General features: G+C 70.7%; 15 protein-coding genes and 2 pseudogenes. 7 read left to right on the top strand and 10 right to left on the bottom strand.

All coding sequences use genetic code 11. From position 1 onward, the window contains the following. A partial coding sequence (locus A5704_RS28535; RefSeq protein ID WP_369827124.1) for a tetratricopeptide repeat protein occupies positions 1-159 on the top strand: 159 nt, incomplete at its 5' end. Positions 160-171: 12 nt separating this feature from the next. Here A5704_RS28535 and A5704_RS28530 read toward each other — a convergent pair. From A5704_RS28530 to A5704_RS22640, 9 genes and pseudogenes are all read right to left on the bottom strand, one after another. After that, positions 172-261, bottom strand: a pseudogene (locus A5704_RS28530) (50S ribosomal protein L1); the annotation flags it as partial. Then, a pseudogene (locus A5704_RS22675) lies at positions 258-1,388 on the bottom strand (RNA polymerase sigma factor); the annotation flags it as partial. The pseudogenes A5704_RS28530 and A5704_RS22675, both read right to left, overlap by 4 nt. A gap of 9 nt (positions 1,389-1,397) precedes the next feature. Beyond that, entirely contained in the window at positions 1,398-2,093 is a 696-nt protein-coding gene (locus tag A5704_RS22670; RefSeq protein ID WP_067891183.1) for a YciI family protein, read from the bottom strand. Between the two features lie 94 nt (positions 2,094-2,187). After that, positions 2,188-3,084, bottom strand: a complete 897-nt coding sequence (gene mmaA4, locus A5704_RS22665) for a hydroxymycolate synthase MmaA4 (protein WP_067757433.1) — start codon at positions 3,082-3,084, stop codon at positions 2,188-2,190. An 80-nt stretch (positions 3,085-3,164) separates the two neighbouring features. Next, positions 3,165-4,046 carry a cyclopropane mycolic acid synthase family methyltransferase gene (locus A5704_RS22660; RefSeq protein WP_067891180.1) on the bottom strand — a complete coding sequence of 294 codons (882 nt, stop codon included), beginning with the start codon at positions 4,044-4,046 and terminating at the stop codon, positions 3,165-3,167. A 119-nt stretch (positions 4,047-4,165) separates the two neighbouring features. Next, positions 4,166-5,026 carry a cyclopropane mycolic acid synthase family methyltransferase gene (locus A5704_RS22655; protein WP_067757436.1) on the bottom strand — a complete coding sequence of 287 codons (861 nt, stop codon included), beginning with the start codon at positions 5,024-5,026 and terminating at the stop codon, positions 4,166-4,168. A gap of 87 nt (positions 5,027-5,113) precedes the next feature. Next, a complete protein-coding gene (locus A5704_RS22650) occupies positions 5,114-6,022 on the bottom strand; it encodes an alpha/beta fold hydrolase (protein ID WP_067757439.1) in 909 nt (302 codons plus the stop codon). After that, positions 6,022-7,365 carry an AarF/ABC1/UbiB kinase family protein gene (locus A5704_RS22645; protein ID WP_067891177.1) on the bottom strand — a complete coding sequence of 448 codons (1,344 nt, stop codon included), beginning with the start codon at positions 7,363-7,365 and terminating at the stop codon, positions 6,022-6,024. The genes A5704_RS22650 and A5704_RS22645 overlap by 1 nt, the downstream gene beginning before the upstream one ends. A gap of 144 nt (positions 7,366-7,509) precedes the next feature. Then, on the bottom strand, positions 7,510-8,103 hold the full coding sequence (locus A5704_RS22640; protein ID WP_067757446.1) for a DinB family protein: 594 nt from the start codon (positions 8,101-8,103) through the stop codon (positions 7,510-7,512). 40 nt (positions 8,104-8,143) lie between these two features. On the opposite strand from A5704_RS22640, the gene A5704_RS22635 reads away from it, so the two are divergent. The 5 genes from A5704_RS22635 (at position 8,144) to rplL (ending at position 15,129) form a co-directional block, all read left to right on the top strand. After that, positions 8,144-12,298, top strand: a complete 4,155-nt coding sequence (locus A5704_RS22635) for an NEW3 domain-containing protein (protein ID WP_067891174.1) — start codon at positions 8,144-8,146, stop codon at positions 12,296-12,298. Then, positions 12,295-12,903: a malonyl CoA-ACP transacylase gene (locus tag A5704_RS22630; protein WP_067780510.1), complete on the top strand. Its 609-nt coding sequence runs from the start codon at positions 12,295-12,297 to the stop codon at positions 12,901-12,903. Before A5704_RS22635 ends, A5704_RS22630 begins: the two co-directional genes overlap by 4 nt. A 5-nt stretch (positions 12,904-12,908) precedes the next feature. Next, positions 12,909-13,817 (top strand): ROK family protein, encoded by a 909-nt coding sequence (locus tag A5704_RS22625; RefSeq protein ID WP_067891171.1) that lies wholly within the window; start codon positions 12,909-12,911, stop codon positions 13,815-13,817. A 258-nt stretch (positions 13,818-14,075) separates the two neighbouring features. Then, entirely contained in the window at positions 14,076-14,693 is a 618-nt protein-coding gene (gene rplJ, locus A5704_RS22620) for a 50S ribosomal protein L10 (RefSeq protein ID WP_067891167.1), read from the top strand. Positions 14,694-14,736: 43 nt separating this feature from the next. Continuing rightward, a complete protein-coding gene (gene rplL / locus A5704_RS22615) occupies positions 14,737-15,129 on the top strand; it encodes a 50S ribosomal protein L7/L12 (protein WP_067109612.1) in 393 nt (130 codons plus the stop codon). A gap of 54 nt (positions 15,130-15,183) precedes the next feature. Here the strand turns inward: rplL and A5704_RS22610 are convergent, their stop codons facing one another. Then, on the bottom strand, positions 15,184-15,870 hold the full coding sequence (locus A5704_RS22610) for a TetR/AcrR family transcriptional regulator (RefSeq protein WP_369828488.1): 687 nt from the start codon (positions 15,868-15,870) through the stop codon (positions 15,184-15,186). A gap of 62 nt (positions 15,871-15,932) precedes the next feature. On the opposite strand from A5704_RS22610, the gene A5704_RS22605 reads away from it, so the two are divergent. Further along, on the top strand, positions 15,933-17,423 hold the full coding sequence (locus tag A5704_RS22605) for a carotenoid oxygenase family protein (RefSeq protein WP_067891164.1): 1,491 nt from the start codon (positions 15,933-15,935) through the stop codon (positions 17,421-17,423). Positions 17,424-17,434 lie beyond the last annotated feature (11 nt).

Genomic DNA, 17,434 nt, shown 5'->3' with positions numbered 1-17,434 from the left:
AGCCGCTCCAACCTGGTCGCGACGGTGCGCGCCGACCTGCTGCGGCGCGCCGGCAGGCCGGCCGATGCCGTCACCTGGTACCGAGAAGCGTTGGCGGTCAACGGTTCCGAGCCGGGCCGCGAATTCCTGCGGCGGCGCATCGCCGAGTGCGGCGGGTAGCCGCCCCGCGACTCAGGCCTCGGCGAAGTTCCGGGTGACCGACGGGTCCACCGGGATGCCCGGGCCCGTGGTCGTCGACACGGTGATCTTCTTCAGGTGACGGCATCGGCCGGCCTGCCGGCGCGCCGCAGCAGGTCGGCGCGCACCGTCGCGACCAGGTTGGAGCGGCTTAACCGGGCGTCGTGCGCCACCTCGTCCAGGGCGGCCAGGCCGGCGTCCGGGCCGTCGCGGAATCCGACCGCCAGGGCGCGGTTGGCGCGCACGACCGGTGAATCGGTCAGCCGCACCAACCGGTCGTAGGCCGCGCAGATGGTGACCCAGTCCGTCTTCTCCCAGGACGGCGCCGTCGCGTGCACCGCGGCGATCACCGCCTGCGGGAGGTAGGGGCCGGTCGATCCCTCGGCCAGGCGGAGCCGATCCAGGCCGCGGGCGATGCGGCCGCGGTCCCACCGGCGGCGGTCCTGCTCCTCGAGCGGCACCAGCATCCCGGTGTCGCCCACCCGCGTGGCTCGCCGCGAATCGTGCAGCAGCATCAGGGCGGCCAGCGCGTGGGTCTCGGGCTCCTGCGGCATCAGCGCGCACAACTCGCCAGCCAGCCGGATCCCCTCGTCGCACAGTTCGTCGCGGATCGCCGACGGGCCGGCCGTCGACCAATACCCCTCGGTGAACACCGAATACACGCAACCCAGCACGTGCGGGGTGCGCTCACCCAGCAGCTCGGCCGGCGGCACCCGCAGCGGGATGTTCGCGTGCCGAATCTTGCTCTTGGCGCGCGTGATCCGCTGGCCGATCGCCGCGTCGGTCTGCAACAGCGCGCGGGCGATCTCGGTGACGGTCAACCCCGACACCAGCCGCAGGGTTAGCGCCAGCTGCGACTGGCGGTCCAGGGCGGGGTGCGCGCAGGTGAACATCATCCGCAGTTCGTCGTCGCGCACCGGAGACGGGTCGGTGTGATCGGTGCGCGCCCGGATTTCGTCGATCACGGCCGCCAATTCCTTTCCGGGGCGGATGGTTTCGCGACGCAGGCGATCGCGCGCCCGGTTGCGGGCGACGGTCACCAGCCAGCCGCCGGGATTGTCCGGCGGACCGTCGCGGCCCCAGCTGCGAAGCGCCTCGGCGCAGGCTTCCTGGACGGCGTCCTCCGCGACGGTGAGGTCGCCGGACCACCGCGCGAGCGCGGCGACGGCGGGCCCCCATTCCCGACGAAAGACGCCGTCCAGGTCGGACACCGGCGTCGCTCAGAGCCCCGAGAGCCCAGCCAGCTGCCGCACCTGCACCGTCGAGGCGGGGATCATCGACGCCAGCTTGACGGCCTCTTCGCGGTCCGCGGCACTCAACAGGTAGATCCCGGTGGCGATTTCGGCGCCCTCCACGTAGGGACCGTCGGTGATCAAAACCTCGCCGTCGCGCACCCGCACGGTCGTCGCCGTGGACCGATCGTGCAACGCGGCGCCGCCGATGATGTGATCACCCGCGGCCGCGTGGAGGTCGGCGTGCTTCGCCGCCACCGCCTCCCACTCCGGTGTGCCCGGGGTGTGCGCGGATTCGGCCGGCTCCAGCAGCAGCGCGAGCCAGTCGTTGCCGGTGAGCCCGCGGGACAGCTCGACCGAGTGCACCGTGGGCCACACCTCCACCGCGCCGAACGTGGCGAGCGGGACGTCGCGCGCCAACCCCAGCGCCTCGTCGAGATTTTCGGCCTCGAACAGGTAGAAGCCGCAGGCCACCTCGGCCGATTCGGCGAAGGGGCCGTCGGTGACCACCGGCGCGTCCGGGCCCCCGGTGACGACCGCCGCCGCGGCGGCGGGCGCCAGGGCGTCCCCGGATTTGATCGCCGCGCCGGCCTTGGCGTGGAAATTCCCCCAGGCGGCCATCGCGTCCGGGCCTTCGGGCGCGCGGTCCTGTTCCCTGCTGATCAACAAGGCGAAGTACTGCATGTCTCGTCACCTCCAGATAGCGAGCGAAGCCCCGTGCTCCACTCTCTACCTATCCGACGAACGACGCAGCCCTAATCCGACAGGGGCGGTGAAATCAGCTGACGGCTCCCGGCTTCAGGTACGTCACCAGGCTGACGTCGAGCGCCTCGTCGGTGAAGTAGTGCTCGCACCCGCGCAGGTACTTGATGTAGCGGTTGTAGACCTCTTCGGAGGTCACCTCGATGGCCTTGTCCTTGTTCGCCTCGAGGTTGTCACCCCAGATGTGCAGCGTCTTGATGTAGTGCGGACGCAGCGAAAGCGGTTCGGGCACAACGAAGCCCGCCTTCTCGCCGTGGTCGACCATCATTTGGGTGGACGGCAGCCGGCCACCCGGGAAGATCTCGGTGATGATGAACTTGATGAACCGCGCCGTCTCGAAGGTCAGCTTCTTGCCGCGGGCGGCCAGTTCGTACGGGTGGAAGCTGACACTGCTCTGCACGGTCATCCGGCCGTCCTCGGGCATGATGTCGAACGTCCGCTTGAAGAAGTCGTCGTAGTTCTCGTGCCCGAAGTGCTCGAAGGCCTCGATCGACACGATGCGGTCGACGGGCTCGTTGAAGTCCTCCCAGTTCTGCAGCCGGACCTGGCGCGAACGGTCGCTGTCGATCGACGCCAACACCTGCTCGCAGCGGGCGTGCTGGTTCTTGGACAGCGTCAGACCGATGACGTTGACGTCGAACCGCTCGACGGCGCGCTTCATGGTGGTGCCCCAGCCGCAGCCGATGTCCAGCAGGGTCATGCCCGGCTTGAGGTCCAGCTGGTCCAGGTTCAGGTCGATCTTGGCGTATTGCGCCTCTTCCAGCGTCATGTCGTCGCGCGCGAAGTAGGCGCAGCTGTAGGTCCGCGTCGGGTCCTGGAACAGGGCGAAGAAGTCGTCGGAGACGTCGTAGTGCGCCTGGATGTCCTCGGGAGCCGTCCGAATCTTCGTCGGGCTAGCCGGTTGATCAGCCATTAGTCTTGTTCTCCTGGATGAAGTTCACTGCGTATTTCCCGCGCACTTGCCTCGGGTGTGACGTGCAACGATACCCAACCTTACTTTTGCAGCGTGAATTGGTTGCAGTCGATGTAGCCCGTACGGAAAGCCCTGGCACAGCCCGTCAGGTACCGCATGTAGCGCTCGTACACCTCCTCGGGCTGGATCTCGACGGCCTCCTCCCTGCGCGCTCGCAGGGCCTCAGCCCACAGATCGAGGGTCCTGGCGAAGTCGGCCCGTAGCGACTGCACGCGGGTGACCCCGAAGCCGACCTTCGCCGCGTGCTGCTCGATGGTTTCGATCATCGGCAGGCGGCCGCCCGGGAAGATGTCGGTCACGATGAACCTGATGAACTTGGCGACCTCGATCGTCAGCGGCAGGCCGCGCTCGATGACCTGCTTTCCGTGCAACCCGGTGATCGAGTGCAGCAGCATCACGCCGTCGCCGGGCAGCGAGGTGTAGGCGAACTTGAAGAAGTCGTCGTAGCGGTGAAAGCCGAAGTGCTCCAACGCCTCGATGGTGACGATGCGGTCCACCGGTTCGCTGAACTCGGACCAGTCGCACAGCAGTACCCGCCGCGACCGGTGGGTGTCGATCCCGTCGAGCATCTGCTGGCAGAATGCGTGCTGGTTCCTGGACAGGGTCAACCCGACGACGTTGACGTCGTAGCGCTCCACGGCGCGTTTGAGCGCCGAACCCCAGCCGCAGCCGACGTCGAGCAGGGTCATCCCCGGCTGGAGCCCGAGCTTGTCCAGGGTCAGGTCGAGCTTGGCCAGCTGCGCTTCCTGAAGGGTCATGTCCGCGCGGGGGAAGTACGCGCAGCTATATGTCCGGGTCGGATCCTGGAAGAGCGCGAAGAATTCGTTCGAGAGGTCGTAGTGCGCCCGCACGTCGTCCGAGTTGGATCGCGCACGCGCAGCGCCGGCCGGGTTGTCAGACATATGTCCTCCCCAGGGGACGGGCACCGATGGGGTGGCCGCCCACTCGGGGACGGTACTCGCCGGGGACCCGAAACGGCGCAGCGGCGCGCGCGTGCGCCGGAGTTTTTGCGCGCCGGCCGCTACTTGGTGAGCGTGTATTGGGCGACGTTCGAGATGCCCTTGCGGAACAGGTCCGCGCAGCCGGTCAGGTAGCGCATGAAGCGGTCGTAGACCTCGACGGACTGGATGGCGATGGCCTGTTCGCGGTTGGCCTCCAGATTGGCGGCCCAGGTGTCCAGCGTCCGGGCGTAATGCGGCTGCAGGTATTGGACCTGCTCGATCGAGAAACCGCTGGCTTGCGCGAGGTCGACGATATCGGTCTCGCCGCACATCTGGCCGCCGGGGAAGATTTCCTTTCCCAGGAAATGGAAGAAACGCAGATCCGACATCGTGATTTGAATGCCGCGATCCTTCCACGACGACTGCGGATAGGTGAAGATGCTGTGCATCATCATCCGGCTGTTATCGGGCAGCGTCTTGTACGCCCAATCCCAGAAGGCGGGCCAGCGTTCCTTTTTGAAGGCGTCGAAGGCCTCGAAGCTCATGATCCGGTCGACCTGCTCGTCGAATTCTTCCCAGCCCTGCAGCCGGGCCTCGGCCCGCCGCGTCGTTCCGATCGCGGCCAGCCTTTCCTTGGTGCGGGCGTAATGGTTGCGGCTGAGCGTGATGCCGATGACGTTGACGTCGTACTTCTCGACCGCGCGGACCACGGCCCCGCCCCAGCCACAACCGACGTCGAGCACCGTCATTCCCGGCTCGAGCTTCAGCTTGTCCAGCCCCAGGTCGAGCTTGGCCAGCTGCGCCTCTTCCAGCGTCATGTCGTCGTTTTTGTAGTACGCGCAGGTGTACACCATGTTGGGGTCGAGAAACAGCGCGAAGAAGTCGTCTGAAATGTCGTAGGTTGCCTGCGACTCTTCGTAATACGGCTTCAGCTTGGCCATTGGTGGACCCACCTCCTTTGACAACCGTACAACCCGGCGACTCGGACTGAGATCGTAGGGGAAGCGTTTCGTTCGAGTGATTTTGGCTCAGCTCGCCTTGGCGAAGTTGCTCGTCAGCACGCCGATCACCTGATCCCACAACTGCTGTGGCAGATCATGTCCCATCCCGTCGAATAACACCAATCGAGCGCCGTCGATGGCCCTGGCCACCGCGCGGCCCCCGAAGGGGCGCATCAGCTTGTCGGCCCGGCCGTGGATCACCACGGTCGGTGCGGCGGTGCGCCGGTTGTAGTGCTTCAGGCTGCCGCTGCCCAGCACGGCGTCGAAGTGCCGGGCGACACCCCACGGGTAGTAGCTGCGTTCGTAGCTCTCGATGGCCTCGGCCCGCAGCTGCTCCTCGGGCGCCAGGTAGCGCTGGCTGCCGATGATCTTGCTGACCCGGATCGCGTTGTCGACGATCACGTCGCGTGGCGAGTCCGGCGCCGGGCCCTTGATCAGCGCGAGCAACTGGCGGGGGCCGGGCGGCGGCAGGCAGGCCGAATTGTTGCTGGAGAAGATGACGCCCAGGGTCTTGGTCCGCTCGCGGAATCGTGCGGCGAAGATCTGGGCGATCATGCCGCCCATCGACGCACCCACGATGTGTGCGTGCTCGATCCCCAGGTGATCCAGGACGGCCGCGGCGTCGTCGGCCATGTCCTCGAGCTTGTACGGCGCGTCGCTCGGCAGCCCCAGCCAGGAGCGGGCCAACCGCGTCACCAGCGGCTGGCCCGAACCGCGGTGCCGGGTCTTACTCGACAGGCCGACGTCGCGGTTGTCGTACCGGATCACGCGCAGCCCGTGGTCGACCAGCCGCTCGCAGAAGGCGGTTCGCCACAGCACCAGCTGGGCGCCCAGCCCCATGATCAGCAGCACGGGCGGGTGGTCGATGTCGCCCATGTCCTCGTAGTACAGCTTCACCTCGCCGTCCGAGGTGGCGTGCCCGGTGCGGACCTCCATCAGACCTCTTCTGACTGGTGCTCGCGGCTCACCTCGACCATGAAGTTCGCGAAGTAGCCGGTCAGCTGCGGGTCGGACATCATCTGCCACTTCGGCGCCAGCAGCTTCATGTATCGCTCGACGTAGAGGAACTGCTTGCCGATCAGCACCAGCTCGCGGGGCAGCTTCACGTCGTAGGCGTCGGCCAGGGCCGACAGCTGCCGCCCGATGTCGGCGTAGGACATGTCGCCCAGCGTCTGCATGGTCAGCGGGGTGGCGAAGCGCTCCAGGTCCTTGGCGGCCTGGGCCTCGGGCTTCATGGTGCCGACGGCGCCCATCAGCACCACGATCTTGCCCGCCGCGGCGTGGTCCTTCTTCACCAGCAGCGCGTAGACCAGCTCGCGCAGCAGCCAGCGGGTGCGGGGATCGATGCGGCCCATGATCCCGAAGTCGAAGAACACGATGCGGCCCTCGTCGTCGACGTAGAGGTTGCCCGCGTGCAGGTCCCCGTGGAACAGGCCGTGCCGCAGCCCGCCCTCGAAGAGCGAGAACAGCAGCGCCTTGACCAGCTCGGTCCCGTCGAACCCGGCCTTGCGGACGGCGGCGACGTCGTCGATGCGGATGCCCTGCACCCGCTCCATCGTCAGCACCCGGTCGCTGGTGAAGTCCCAGAACACCTGCGGCACCCGGATGTTGCGGCCCAGCGGCGAGGCGTGCAGGTGTGATACCCACGCCTCCATCGACTGCGCCTCGAGGCGGAAGTTCAGCTCCTCGGCCAGGTTGTCGGAGAAGTCGGCGACCACGTCCTGCGCGGAGAGCCGGCGGCCCAGCTTGGCCAGCTCGACGGCCTGGGCGAAGCGCTTGAGGATCTGCAGGTCGGCCGCGACGCGGCGGCGGATGCCCGGGCGCTGGATCTTGACGACGACCTCTTCCCCCGTGTGCAGCGTCGCGTAATGCACCTGGGCGATGGACGCCGACGCGAACGGCTCCTCCTCCCACTTGGCGAACAGCTCGGCGGGGTCGCCGCCGAGCTCCTCGACGAGCAGCTTGTGCACCTCGTCGGTGTCGGCGGGCGGCACCCGGTCGAGCAGGCCGCGGAACTCGCGAGACAGCGATTCGCCGAACGCCCCCGGGCTGGAGGCGATGATCTGCCCGAATTTCACGTACGTCGGGCCGAGGTCGGCGAAGGTCTGGGGGAGCTGCTTGATCACCTTCTGCTGCCACGGACCCTTGCCCGGCAGCTTGGTGACGACGCGCGCGGCGGTGCGGGTGACCTGCCAACCGGTGACGGCCACCCGGGCCGCTTCGATCGGCAGCGGCACCCGGTCAAGCCTGGCCACGTCTCGATGTTTGGTAGAGCTCATTCCAGCAGTCTGCCAAATCGGCGGTGTCGAGGCCCAATTCGCTGTGACGGCGCTCACCGGAAACTGCGGAGCGCCGAGCGTGCATTCATGGCGAAAAACCGGCCCGAATTTCGCCCTGAGTGCACGTTCGGTGCGGGCCCGCGATCAGGGTTTCGCCCAGGGTTGCACCCAGCCCTCGATCGCCCAGCCCTCCAGCGCCGCGATCAACTCGTACATGGTGGCGCCGTCGATGGATTCGCGGACGATGTCGGCGTGCCCGGCGTGCCGGGCCAGCTCGTTGATGACGTGCAGGATCACCCAGCGCACCGACCAGGCCTCCTGGTTCTTCGGGAACCAGGGGATGTCCTTCGGCACCGGCACCGCGGCGTCGAGGTCCGCGGTCTCCACCAACCGCAGCGATTCCGCGTTCTGTTCTTCGAAGGCCCGCAGCAACCCGTCCAGCGTCTCGTCCGGCCGCATCACGTGCTGGTCGGCGAACTCCTGCGCGATCTGCTCGAACGGTCGCGGGTCTTTCGGCGGCGCGCCCGGCGCGGCGGCGACGCGTCCCATCCAGCTGCGCTGCATCGCGGTGACGTGCTTGATAAGCCCGCCGATCGACAGCGCGCTGACCGAGGGGGTGGACCGGGCCTGTTCATCGGTGAGGCCGTAGCTGACCGAGAAGTAGGCGCTCTGGTGGAACGCCAGGTACTCGCGCAGGGCGCTGCGTTCGTCGGAGACCGGCGGGGCGAGGGCGGGCATTAGCCGATCGTAGATGGCCGGCAGGCCGTAAAGTGCGGGGATGCAGCTGGTTTCGGCCCACTCGACCGAGCTGTTCGTCGGGCCGCCGGACGCTCCGGTGCAGCTGGCGCGGGTGACCGTCTCCGCGGTGACCGAGCCGACGCCGATCCGCATCGACGGGGACGGCGTGAGCGGGGAGGCGGTGGCCGTTGCCGGCGACGAGGTCGTCGAGGTCCCGGTCCGGGTGGACCGCCCGGTCGTCGGGCAGCGGCGGGCGACGCGGGCACTGGCCGCCGGCGCCCGGCAGCCGTTCGAGTTCGTCGTGGCCGAGCCCGGCTGGACGATGTTCATGGTCAGTCACTTCCACTACGACCCGGTGTGGTGGAACACCCAGGGCGCGTACACCAGCGAGTGGGTCTCCGACCCGCCGGGCCGGCAGACCAACAGCTTCGAGCTGGTCCACGCGCACCTGGAGATGGCCCGCCGCGAGCCGGAGTACAAGTTCGTGCTGGCCGAGGTCGACTACCTCAAGCCGTATTGGGACACCCACCCCGAGGACCGCGCCGACCTGCGCCGCTTCCTGGCGCAGGGCCGCGTGGAGGTGATGGGCGGCACCTACAACGAACCCAACACCAACCTCACCGGCCCGGAGACCACGATCCGAAACCTGGTGCACGGCATGGGGTTTCAGCGTCATGTCCTGGGCGCGGACCCGGCCACGGCCTGGCAGCTCGACGTGTTCGGCCACGACCCGCAATTCCCCGGGATGGCCGCCGACGCGGGGCTGACGTCGAGCTCGTGGGCCCGGGGTCCGCACCACCAGTGGGGCCCGGGCGGTGACGTCGACCGCATGCAGTTCTGCAGCGAGTTCGAGTGGATCGCGCCGTCGGGCCGCGGACTGCTGACCCACTACATGCCCGCGCACTACGGGGCGGGCTGGGGGATGGACGAGTCGGCATCGCTGGCCGAAGCCGAGGACGCCACCTACGCGCTGTTCCGTCGGCTCAAGCGGGTCGCGCTGACGCGCAACGTGCTGCTGCCGGTCGGCACCGACTACACGCCGCCGAACAAGTGGGTCACCGCCATCCACCGCGACTGGGCGGCTCGCTACGCCTGGCCGCGCTTCGTGTGCGCGCTGCCGCGGGAGTTCTTCGCGGCCGTGCGCGCCGAGTTGGCCGAGCGCGGGCACGTCCCGTCGCCGCAGACCCGCGACATGAACCCGATCTACACCGGCAAGGACGTGTCCTACATCGACACCAAGCAAGCCAACCGGGCCGCGGAGAACGCCGTCCTGGAAGCCGAGCGGTTCGCCGTGTTCGCCGGGCTGACGGCCGGCGCCGAGTACCCGCAGGCCGCCCTGGCCAAGGCGTGGGTGCAGCTGGCGTACGGGGCGCATCACGACGCCATCACCGGGTCGGAGTCCGACCAGGTGTACCTCGACCTGCTGACCGGCTGGCGCGACGCGTGGGAGTTGGGCCGCGCGACCCGCGACGCCGCGCTGGCGCTGTTGTCCCGCGCGCTCGGCGGCGACGTCGTGGTGTGGAACCCGTTGTCGCGGCAGCGCACCGACATCGTCACCGCGCGGCTGGACACGCCACTCGGGGCCGGGGTGCGGGTGCTCGACACCGACGGCAGCGAGCTGCCCGCCCACGTCGGCGACGAGGGCCGGACGGTCAGCTGGCTGGCGCGCGACGTGCCGTCGCTGGGCTGGCGGGCCTACCGGCTCGTTCCCGGCGACGGCCCGGCCGGCTGGGAGGAGGTGCCCGGCGCGGCGATCGCCGGCGAGCGCTACCGCGTCGAGGTCGACCCGGCGCGTGGCGGGGGAGTGGTTTCCCTCAGCGACGGCGGCCGGGAGCTGATCGCCGACGGCCGGGTGGGCAACGAGCTGGCCGTCTACGAGGAATACCCGTCGCACCCGACGCAGGGCGAGGGCCCGTGGCACCTACTGCCGAAGGGGCCGGTGGTGTGTTCGTCGGAGTCGCCGGCCCGGGCGCGGGCCTTCCGCGGCCCGTTGGGGCAGCGGCTGGTCGTCACCGGCCGGATCGGCGCGCTGCTGCGCTACACGCAGACCATCACCCTGTGGCACGGCGTCGAGCGGGTGGACTGCCGCACCACCATCGACGAGTTCACCGGGGCCGACCGGCTGGTGCGGCTGCGCTGGCCCTGCCCGGTGCCCGGCGCCATGCCGGTCAGCGAGGTGGGCGACGCCGTCGTGGGGCGGGGCTTCGCCCTGTTGCATGACGGCGCCCGCTCGGTGGACACCGCGCAGCACCTCTGGACGCTGGACAACCCGGCCTACGGCTGGTTCGGCCTGTCGTCGGCGGCGCGCGTTCGGGTGGGCCCGCCGCACGGCCAGGCCGTGCGGGCGATCTCGGTGGCCGAGGTGGTGACGCCGGACGAGGCGGTGTCGGGACCGCTGGCGCGCGAGCTGATGGTCGCCCTGGTGCGCGCCGGGGTGACGGCCACCTGCAGCGGCGCGGACAAGTCCCGCTACGGCGACCTCGACGTCGATTCGAACCTGCCCGACGTGCGGATCGCGCTGGGCGGGCCGGCCCGCAACGCCTTCACCAAGACGGCGCTGGCGCAGGCCGATCCGGTGTACGCCGAGGAGCTCGACCGCCAGTTGGCGACGGCGGGCCGGGCCGCGGTCTGGGTGCCGGCCGCGGCGCCGTTGGCGAAGGTGTGGGTGCCCGGCGCCGACCTGCGCGCGCCGGCGGCGCTGCCGGTGCTGGTGATCGCCGGCCGCGACGAGCCGGGCCTGGCGGCCGCGATCGCGGCGGTGGCCGACGACCTCCGCGACGCCGAAATCGTCGTCATCCAGCGGGCACCGGCGGGCACCGACGAGTTCGACGACCGCACCGTCGCCCTGCTCAACCGCGGCGTCCCCAGCTTCGCCGTCGACTCCGAGGGCACGCTGCACACCGCGTTGATGCGCTCCTGCACCGGCTGGCCGTCGGGCACCTGGATCGACGAGCCACGCCGCACCGCCCCGGACGGCTCGAACTTCCAACTCCAGCACTGGACGCACGCCTTCGATTACGCGCTGGTCTGCGGCGACGGTGACTGGCGGCGTGCCGAAATCCCGAGCCGCAGCGCGCAGTTCGGCCACCCGCTGCTCGCCGTCCCCGCGGGCGGGGCGGTCGGCGCGGCGCCCGCGGCCGGGTCACTGCTGCGCGTCGAACCCGCCGACCGGGTGCAGCTGGCCGCCCTGAAGGCGGCCGGCAACCCGCTCACGGCGGGCAGCGCCCGGCCGGTCGATCCGAGCGCGGTGGCGCTGCGCCTGGTGGAGACGACGGGCGAGCGGGCCGACGTGGTGATCGGCTCCGACGTCGGCGAACTCGCCGACATCCGCCCGGCCGACCTGCTCGAAACCGCGCGCGACGGCCGCCCGCTCGACCTGCACGGCTACCAGGTCGCCACCGTGCTGGCCCGTTTCGATACCCCGCGCGCGCCGGCGGCGTCGGTCGCGCTGGCCCCGCACGCGGAAACCGCCCAGCCGTTGTACGCGCGCTATTGGCTGCACAACCGGGGCCCCGCGCCGCTGGGCGGGCTGCCGGCCGTCGCGCATCTGCATCCCGTGCGGGCGCCCGCCGAGCCGGGCGGCGAGGTCGTGCTGCGGCTCACCGCGGTCAGCGACTGCAGCGATGCCACGCTGACCGGCACGGTCACCGTGGTCTGCCCGGAGGGCTGGTCGGCCAAGCCCGACGAACTCCCCCTCACGCTGCGCAGCGGCGACTTCCGGGAGGCCGACGTGGCGGTGTCGGTGCCCGCCCACGCCCGCCCGGGGCGCTACCCGGTCAGGGCCCAGCTCCGCATCGCCGGCGACGAGGCCCCGGCCGCGTGGCGACAGACGGTCGAGGACGTGTGCCTCGTCGAGGTCGGCGCGACCGACGAGGGGGAACTGATCTACCTCGCCGAGGGCCCCGCCGACGTCGAGTTGGCAGCCGGGGACACGGCGGCGCTGACCGTCACGGTCGGCAGCCGCGCCGGGGCGGATCTCGCGCTCGAGGCTCATCTGATCAGCCCGTGGGGAACCTGGGAGTGGCTGGGCCCCGCCGCGGCGGGCGCGGTCCTGCCCGCCCGCGGCAGCGCCCGCCTCCGTTTTTCGGTGACCCCGCCGCCCTGGCTGGAGCCGGGCCGGTGGTGGGCCCTGGTTCGGGTCGGCTGCGCCGGCCGGCTGGTCTACACCCCGGCGATCAGGGTGACCGTGACATGAGCGAGGTCGCGACGGTCGCCGGTGTTGCGGTCCCGGTCGACGAGGTCGACGCCGCCGAAACGCGGCTGCGCGCCCGGCGGGGCGCGGCCGCACTGCCGGCCGTCGGCACCGCCGAGGGGCGTCAACTGCGGCGCTGGCTGACCCAGCTGATCGTGACCGAGCGGGTCGTCGCCGCCGAGGTCGAGGCCCGCGGCCTGCGCGGGCGGGGCGCGCCGAGCGAGGAGGAGCTGCTGCCCGACGCGACGGCCCGGCTGGAGATCGGCAGCGTCGCGGCCGCCGTGCTGGCCGACCCCCGCGCGCGGGCGCTGTTCGCCGACGTCACCGCCGCCGTGCGGGTCCCCGACGAGGAGGTGGCCTCCTACCACGCCCGCAACCCGTTGCGGTTCGCCGCGCCGGGCCGCGATTCGCACGGCTGGCGGTCGCCGCCGGCCACGCCGCAGCTGGACGACGTGCGGTCGGCGATCGCCGGCCATCTGCTCGGCGCCGCGCGCCGCCGCGCCTTCCGGGTGTGGCTGGACGCGCGGCGGGCCGCGCTGGTGCGGCTCGCTCCCGGCTACGAGCATCCCGGCGACCCCCGCCAACCCGACAACACCCACCGGCACTGATCGCGATGCTCACCCTCTGCCTGGACATCGGCGGCACCAAGATCGCCGCCGGCCTCGCCGACCCCGACGGCGCGCTGGTGCACACCGTCGTCCGGCCCACGCCGGGCGGCGGCGCGGCCGAGGAGGTGTGGGCCGCTCTCCATGCGGCGATCGCCGACGCGCTGCGCGCGGCCGGCGGTGCGGTCGCCGCGGTGGGCATCGGGTCGGCCGGCCCCATCGACCTGCGCGCCGGAACCGTCAGCCCCGTCAACATCAAAGGCTGGCAACGGTTCCCGCTGCGCGACCGCGTCGCGGCCGCGGTGCCGGGCGTGCCCGTGCGGCTCGGCGGCGACGGCCTGTGCATGGCGCTGGGCGAGCACTGGCGTGGCGCGGGCCGCGGCGCGGACTTCCTGCTGGGCATGGTGGTGTCCACCGGGGTGGGCGGCGGGCTGGTGCTCGGCGGCACCCCGTACACCGGCCGCACCGGCAACGCCGGCCACGTCGGGCACGTGGTGGTGGAGGACGGCGGTCCGCCCTGCGTGTGCGGCGGGCGCGGCTGCGTCGAGGCGATCGCGTCCGGGCCGTCCATGGTGCGCTGGGCGCGGGCCAACGGGTGGTCCGCCCCGCCCTCGGCCGGCGCCCGCGACCTGGCCGCCGCGGCGGCGGCCGGGGATCCGTTGGCGGGCCGGGCATTCCGCCGGGGTGCCACCGCGCTCGCGGCGATGATCGCCTCGGTCGGCGCGGTCTGCGACCTGGATCTCGTCGTCATCGGGGGAGGCGTCGCCAACTCCGGTGGCCTGCTCTTCGACCCCCTGCGGGAGAAGCTGGCCGAGTACGCCCGGCTGGACTTCCTGGCCGGCCTGCGGGTGGTGTCCGCCGAACTCGGCGGCGAGGCGGGCCTGGTCGGCGCGGCCAGGCTGGCCGGCCTGCGCTGACCGCACGACGGCCGCCGTTTTGGCTGACGGGGGCGGGTCAGGCTATCCTGGTGCCCGATCCACCGAAGACCGTCGGTCACCGAGCAATCGGTTGAAGGTCCGGGAGCATCCCGGCGGCCCACGCAGGAGGACGAGGCAGCAGCGCCGGCCCGCGCCGGCGCGCGTTCACGCCCCGGCCGCATCCTGCGCCGGGGCGTTCGTCGTTCCACGGGTGATCACAGACGACACGTCGCATGGCTTTCACTTCAGGAGGTACGCATGGCCAGGGCTGACAAAGCCACCGCCGTTGCCGACATCGCCGAGCAGTTCAGGGAGGCGACCGCGACCCTGATCACCGAGTACCGCGGGTTGACCGTGGCGAACCTGGCCGAGCTGCGCCGGTCGCTCAGCGGCTCGGCCACCTACTCGGTGGCCAAGAACACGCTGATCAAGCGGGCGGCGTCCGAGGCGGGCGTCGAAGGCCTCGACGAGCTGTTCGCCGGGCCGACCGCGATCGCATTCGTCACCGGCGAGCCGGTCGACGCTGCCAAGGCCATCAAGACCTTCGCCAAGGACAACAAGGCGCTGGTCATCAAGGGCGGCTACATGGACGGTCGCGCGCAGACCGGCGCCGAGGTCGAGCGCATCGCCGACCTCGAGTCGCGCGAGGTGCTGCTGGCCAAGCTGGCCGGCGCCATGAAGGGCAACCTCGCCAAGGCGGCCGGCCTGTTCGCCGCCCCGACCTCGCAGATGGCCCGCCTGTTGGCCGCCCTGCAGGAAAAGAAGCCCGCCGAGCCGGAGCCCGCCGCTCCGGTCGCGGAAGCCCCGGCGGCGCCCGCAGAAGAAACCCCCGAGGCACCGGCCGAAACGGCCGAGGCACCGGCCGAAGCCGAATAAAAACCAACCCGCAAACCTGGGAACACAAGGAAGGACCCACACCATGGCGAAAATGTCCACCGACGACCTGCTCGACGCCTTCAAGGAAATGACCCTGTTGGAGCTCTCCGACTTCGTCAAGAAGTTCGAGGAGACCTTCGAGGTCACCGCGGCCGCCCCGGTCGCCGTCGCCGCGGCCGGCCCGGCCGCCGGTGGCGCCCCCGCCGAGGCCGCCGAGGAGCAGTCGGAGTTCGACGTCATCCTCGAGGCCGCCGGCGACAAGAAGATCGGCGTCATCAAGGTCGTCCGCGAGATCGTCTCCGGCCTGGGCCTCAAGGAGGCCAAGGACCTGGTCGACAGCGCGCCCAAGCCGCTGCTGGAGAAGGTCGCCAAGGAGGCCGCCGACGAGGCCAAGACCAAGCTCGAGGCCGCCGGCGCCACCGTCACCGTCAAGTAGCTCCACGCCGAAACCCCCGGGACCGCCCTGCGGCTCCCGGGGGTTTCGTGGTCCTCAGCGCGTGGACTGCACCGACAGGGCGATTCGCTCGGCGGAATCACCCAGTGCTACAAGCAAATTGGTGAACATCGAGATGAGCACCGGCGCGACGGCCGCCCCGTCGTCGCCGTAGAAGCCGGCCAGCTCCAGCATCACGAAGCCGTGCACCTGGGACCAGAACTGGGCCGCGGTGGCGACGATCGTCGGGTCGTCGTCCGGGGCGCAGGCGGTGATGCGGCCGGCGAGTATCGATCGGCGGACCGCCCGGACGACGTGCACGAAGCCGGGCACGTCCTGCTCGATCTCGTCGACCGTCAGCGTCAACACGTTGCCCGCGGGGGCGTTGATGCCGTGCGCGCTGGTGCTGCCGAACATCAGCCGATACATGTGCGGGTGCCTGATGGCGTAGCGCCGGTAGGCCGCACCGATGACGAACAGGTCGGCGACCGGATCGTCGGTCGCGGGCACCGCCAGCGCGGCGTCGAACTGGCGCAAGCCCTCTTCGGCCACCTCGGCGATCAGGCCGCGCATCCCGCCGAAGTGGGTGTACACCGCCATCGTCGACGTTCCGGCCTCGCCGGCGACCTTGCGGGTCTGCAGCGCGTCCGGGCCGTGCTCGTGCAGCAGGCCGACCGCGGCGCGCAGCATCTCGTCGCGGACGCCGCGCTGCCCTCGAGTCAATTCCGAAGTCATCGTTGCCATCTTCCCATCCGCGGCGTAGCGTCGAAATAACAGCGTCATATCAATGTTATAGGAGCTCAGCGATGACTGTCGCGCACACCGCCGAAACCCGGAACCAGTACCTCGAGGGCCTGCTGGCGCCGGTGGGCGCCGAGGTGACCGCGACCGACCTGCCGGTCACCGGACGCATCCCCGAACACCTCGACGGCCGCTACCTGCGCAACGGTCCCAACCCCGCCGAGGAGGTCGACCCGGCCACCTACCACTGGTTCAGCGGCGACGGGATGGTGCACGGCGTCGCGCTGAGCGGGGGCAGTGCCCGCTGGTACCGCAACCGCTGGGTGCGCAGCCTGTCGGTGTGCGCGGCCCTGGGCGAGGCGGCGCCGGGCCGGCTCGACCCGCGGGCGGGCATGCTCTCGCTCGGCGCCAACACCAATGTCTTGACCCACGCCGGGCGCACCCTGGCGCTGGTCGAGGGCGGGGTGGCCAACTACGAGCTGACCGACGAGCTGGACACGGTCGGCACCTGCGACTTCGACGGCACGCTGGCGGGCGGCTACACCGCCCATCCGCACCGCGACCCGCGCACCGGCGAATTGCACGCCGTCTCTTACTCGTTCGCCCGCGGACGCACCGTGCAGTACTCGGTGATCGACACCCGGGGCCGCGCCCGCCGCACGGTCGACATCGAGGTGTCCGGGTCGCCGATGATGCACGACTTCTCACTGACCGAGAAGTACGTCGTCATCTACGACCTGCCGGTGACCTTCGACCCGGTGCAGGCGCTGCCGCAGACCATGCCCCGCTGGCTCGGCCTGCCGGCCCGGCTGGCGATGCAGTCGCTGATCGGGCGCGTGCGGGTGCCGAGCCCGATCAACGCCCTGATGAACCGGAACCCGAAGCACTCCGACCGCATGCCGTACGCCTGGAACCCCGGCTACCCGGCGCGCATCGGGGTCATGCCGCGCGAGGGCGGCAACGCGGACGTCCGCTGGTTCGAGATCGAGCCCTGCTACGTCTACCACCCCCTCAACGCCTACTCCGAGATGCGGGACGGCGCAGAGGTTTTGGTGCTCGACGTGGTGCGATACGCGCGGATGTTCGACCGCGACCGGCACGGGCCCGGCGAGACACCGCCGACGCTGGACCGGTGGACGATCAACCTGGCGACCGGCGCGGTGGCCACCGAATGCCGCGACGATCAGCCGCAGGAATTTCCGCGGATCAACGAGGACATGCTGGGCGGCCCGCACCGCTTCGGCTACACCGTCGGGGCTTACTTCGCCGGCGGCGCCGCCGCGCTGTACAAGCACGACTACCAGACCGGCGCCCGCGAGGTCGCCGCGCTCGATCCCGACCTTTTGCTCGGCGAGATGTCCTTTGTGCCCAACCCCGGCTCCCAGAAGGGACGAGTCGAGGACGACGGCGTTCTTATGGGCTACGGCTACCACCGGGGCCGCGACCAGGGCCAGCTGGTGTTGCTCGACGCGCAGACGCTCGAGTCCGTGGCCACCGTGCATTTGCCACAGCGGGTGCCGATGGGCTTTCACGGCAATTGGGCGCCCACTGGCTAACGCGCGTCGAA

Origin of the sequence: Mycobacterium sp. E735 (assembly GCF_001666955.1) — a bacterium.
Taxonomy (GTDB): Bacteria; Actinomycetota; Actinomycetes; order Mycobacteriales; family Mycobacteriaceae; genus Mycobacterium.
This window is presented reverse-complemented; position numbering and strand designations above follow the sequence as displayed.

Coding starts and splice junctions, on each gene's coding strand:
- A5704_RS22670 (WP_067891183.1), bottom strand. CDS start 2,093: ATGCAGTACTTCGCCTTGTTGATCAGCAGGGAACAGGACCGCGCGCCC.
- mmaA4 (WP_067757433.1), bottom strand. CDS start 3,084: ATGGCTGATCAACCGGCTAGCCCGACGAAGATTCGGACGGCTCCCGAG.
- A5704_RS22660 (WP_067891180.1), bottom strand. CDS start 4,046: ATGTCTGACAACCCGGCCGGCGCTGCGCGTGCGCGATCCAACTCGGAC.
- A5704_RS22655 (WP_067757436.1), bottom strand. CDS start 5,026: ATGGCCAAGCTGAAGCCGTATTACGAAGAGTCGCAGGCAACCTACGAC.
- A5704_RS22650 (WP_067757439.1), bottom strand. CDS start 6,022: ATGGAGGTCCGCACCGGGCACGCCACCTCGGACGGCGAGGTGAAGCTG.
- A5704_RS22645 (WP_067891177.1), bottom strand. CDS start 7,365: ATGAGCTCTACCAAACATCGAGACGTGGCCAGGCTTGACCGGGTGCCG.
- A5704_RS22640 (WP_067757446.1), bottom strand. CDS start 8,103: ATGCCCGCCCTCGCCCCGCCGGTCTCCGACGAACGCAGCGCCCTGCGC.
- A5704_RS22635 (WP_067891174.1), top strand. CDS start 8,144: ATGCAGCTGGTTTCGGCCCACTCGACCGAGCTGTTCGTCGGGCCGCCG.
- A5704_RS22630 (WP_067780510.1), top strand. CDS start 12,295: ATGAGCGAGGTCGCGACGGTCGCCGGTGTTGCGGTCCCGGTCGACGAG.
- A5704_RS22625 (WP_067891171.1), top strand. CDS start 12,909: ATGCTCACCCTCTGCCTGGACATCGGCGGCACCAAGATCGCCGCCGGC.
- rplJ (WP_067891167.1), top strand. CDS start 14,076: ATGGCCAGGGCTGACAAAGCCACCGCCGTTGCCGACATCGCCGAGCAG.
- rplL (WP_067109612.1), top strand. CDS start 14,737: ATGGCGAAAATGTCCACCGACGACCTGCTCGACGCCTTCAAGGAAATG.
- A5704_RS22610 (WP_369828488.1), bottom strand. CDS start 15,870: ATGGCAACGATGACTTCGGAATTGACTCGAGGGCAGCGCGGCGTCCGC.
- A5704_RS22605 (WP_067891164.1), top strand. CDS start 15,933: ATGACTGTCGCGCACACCGCCGAAACCCGGAACCAGTACCTCGAGGGC.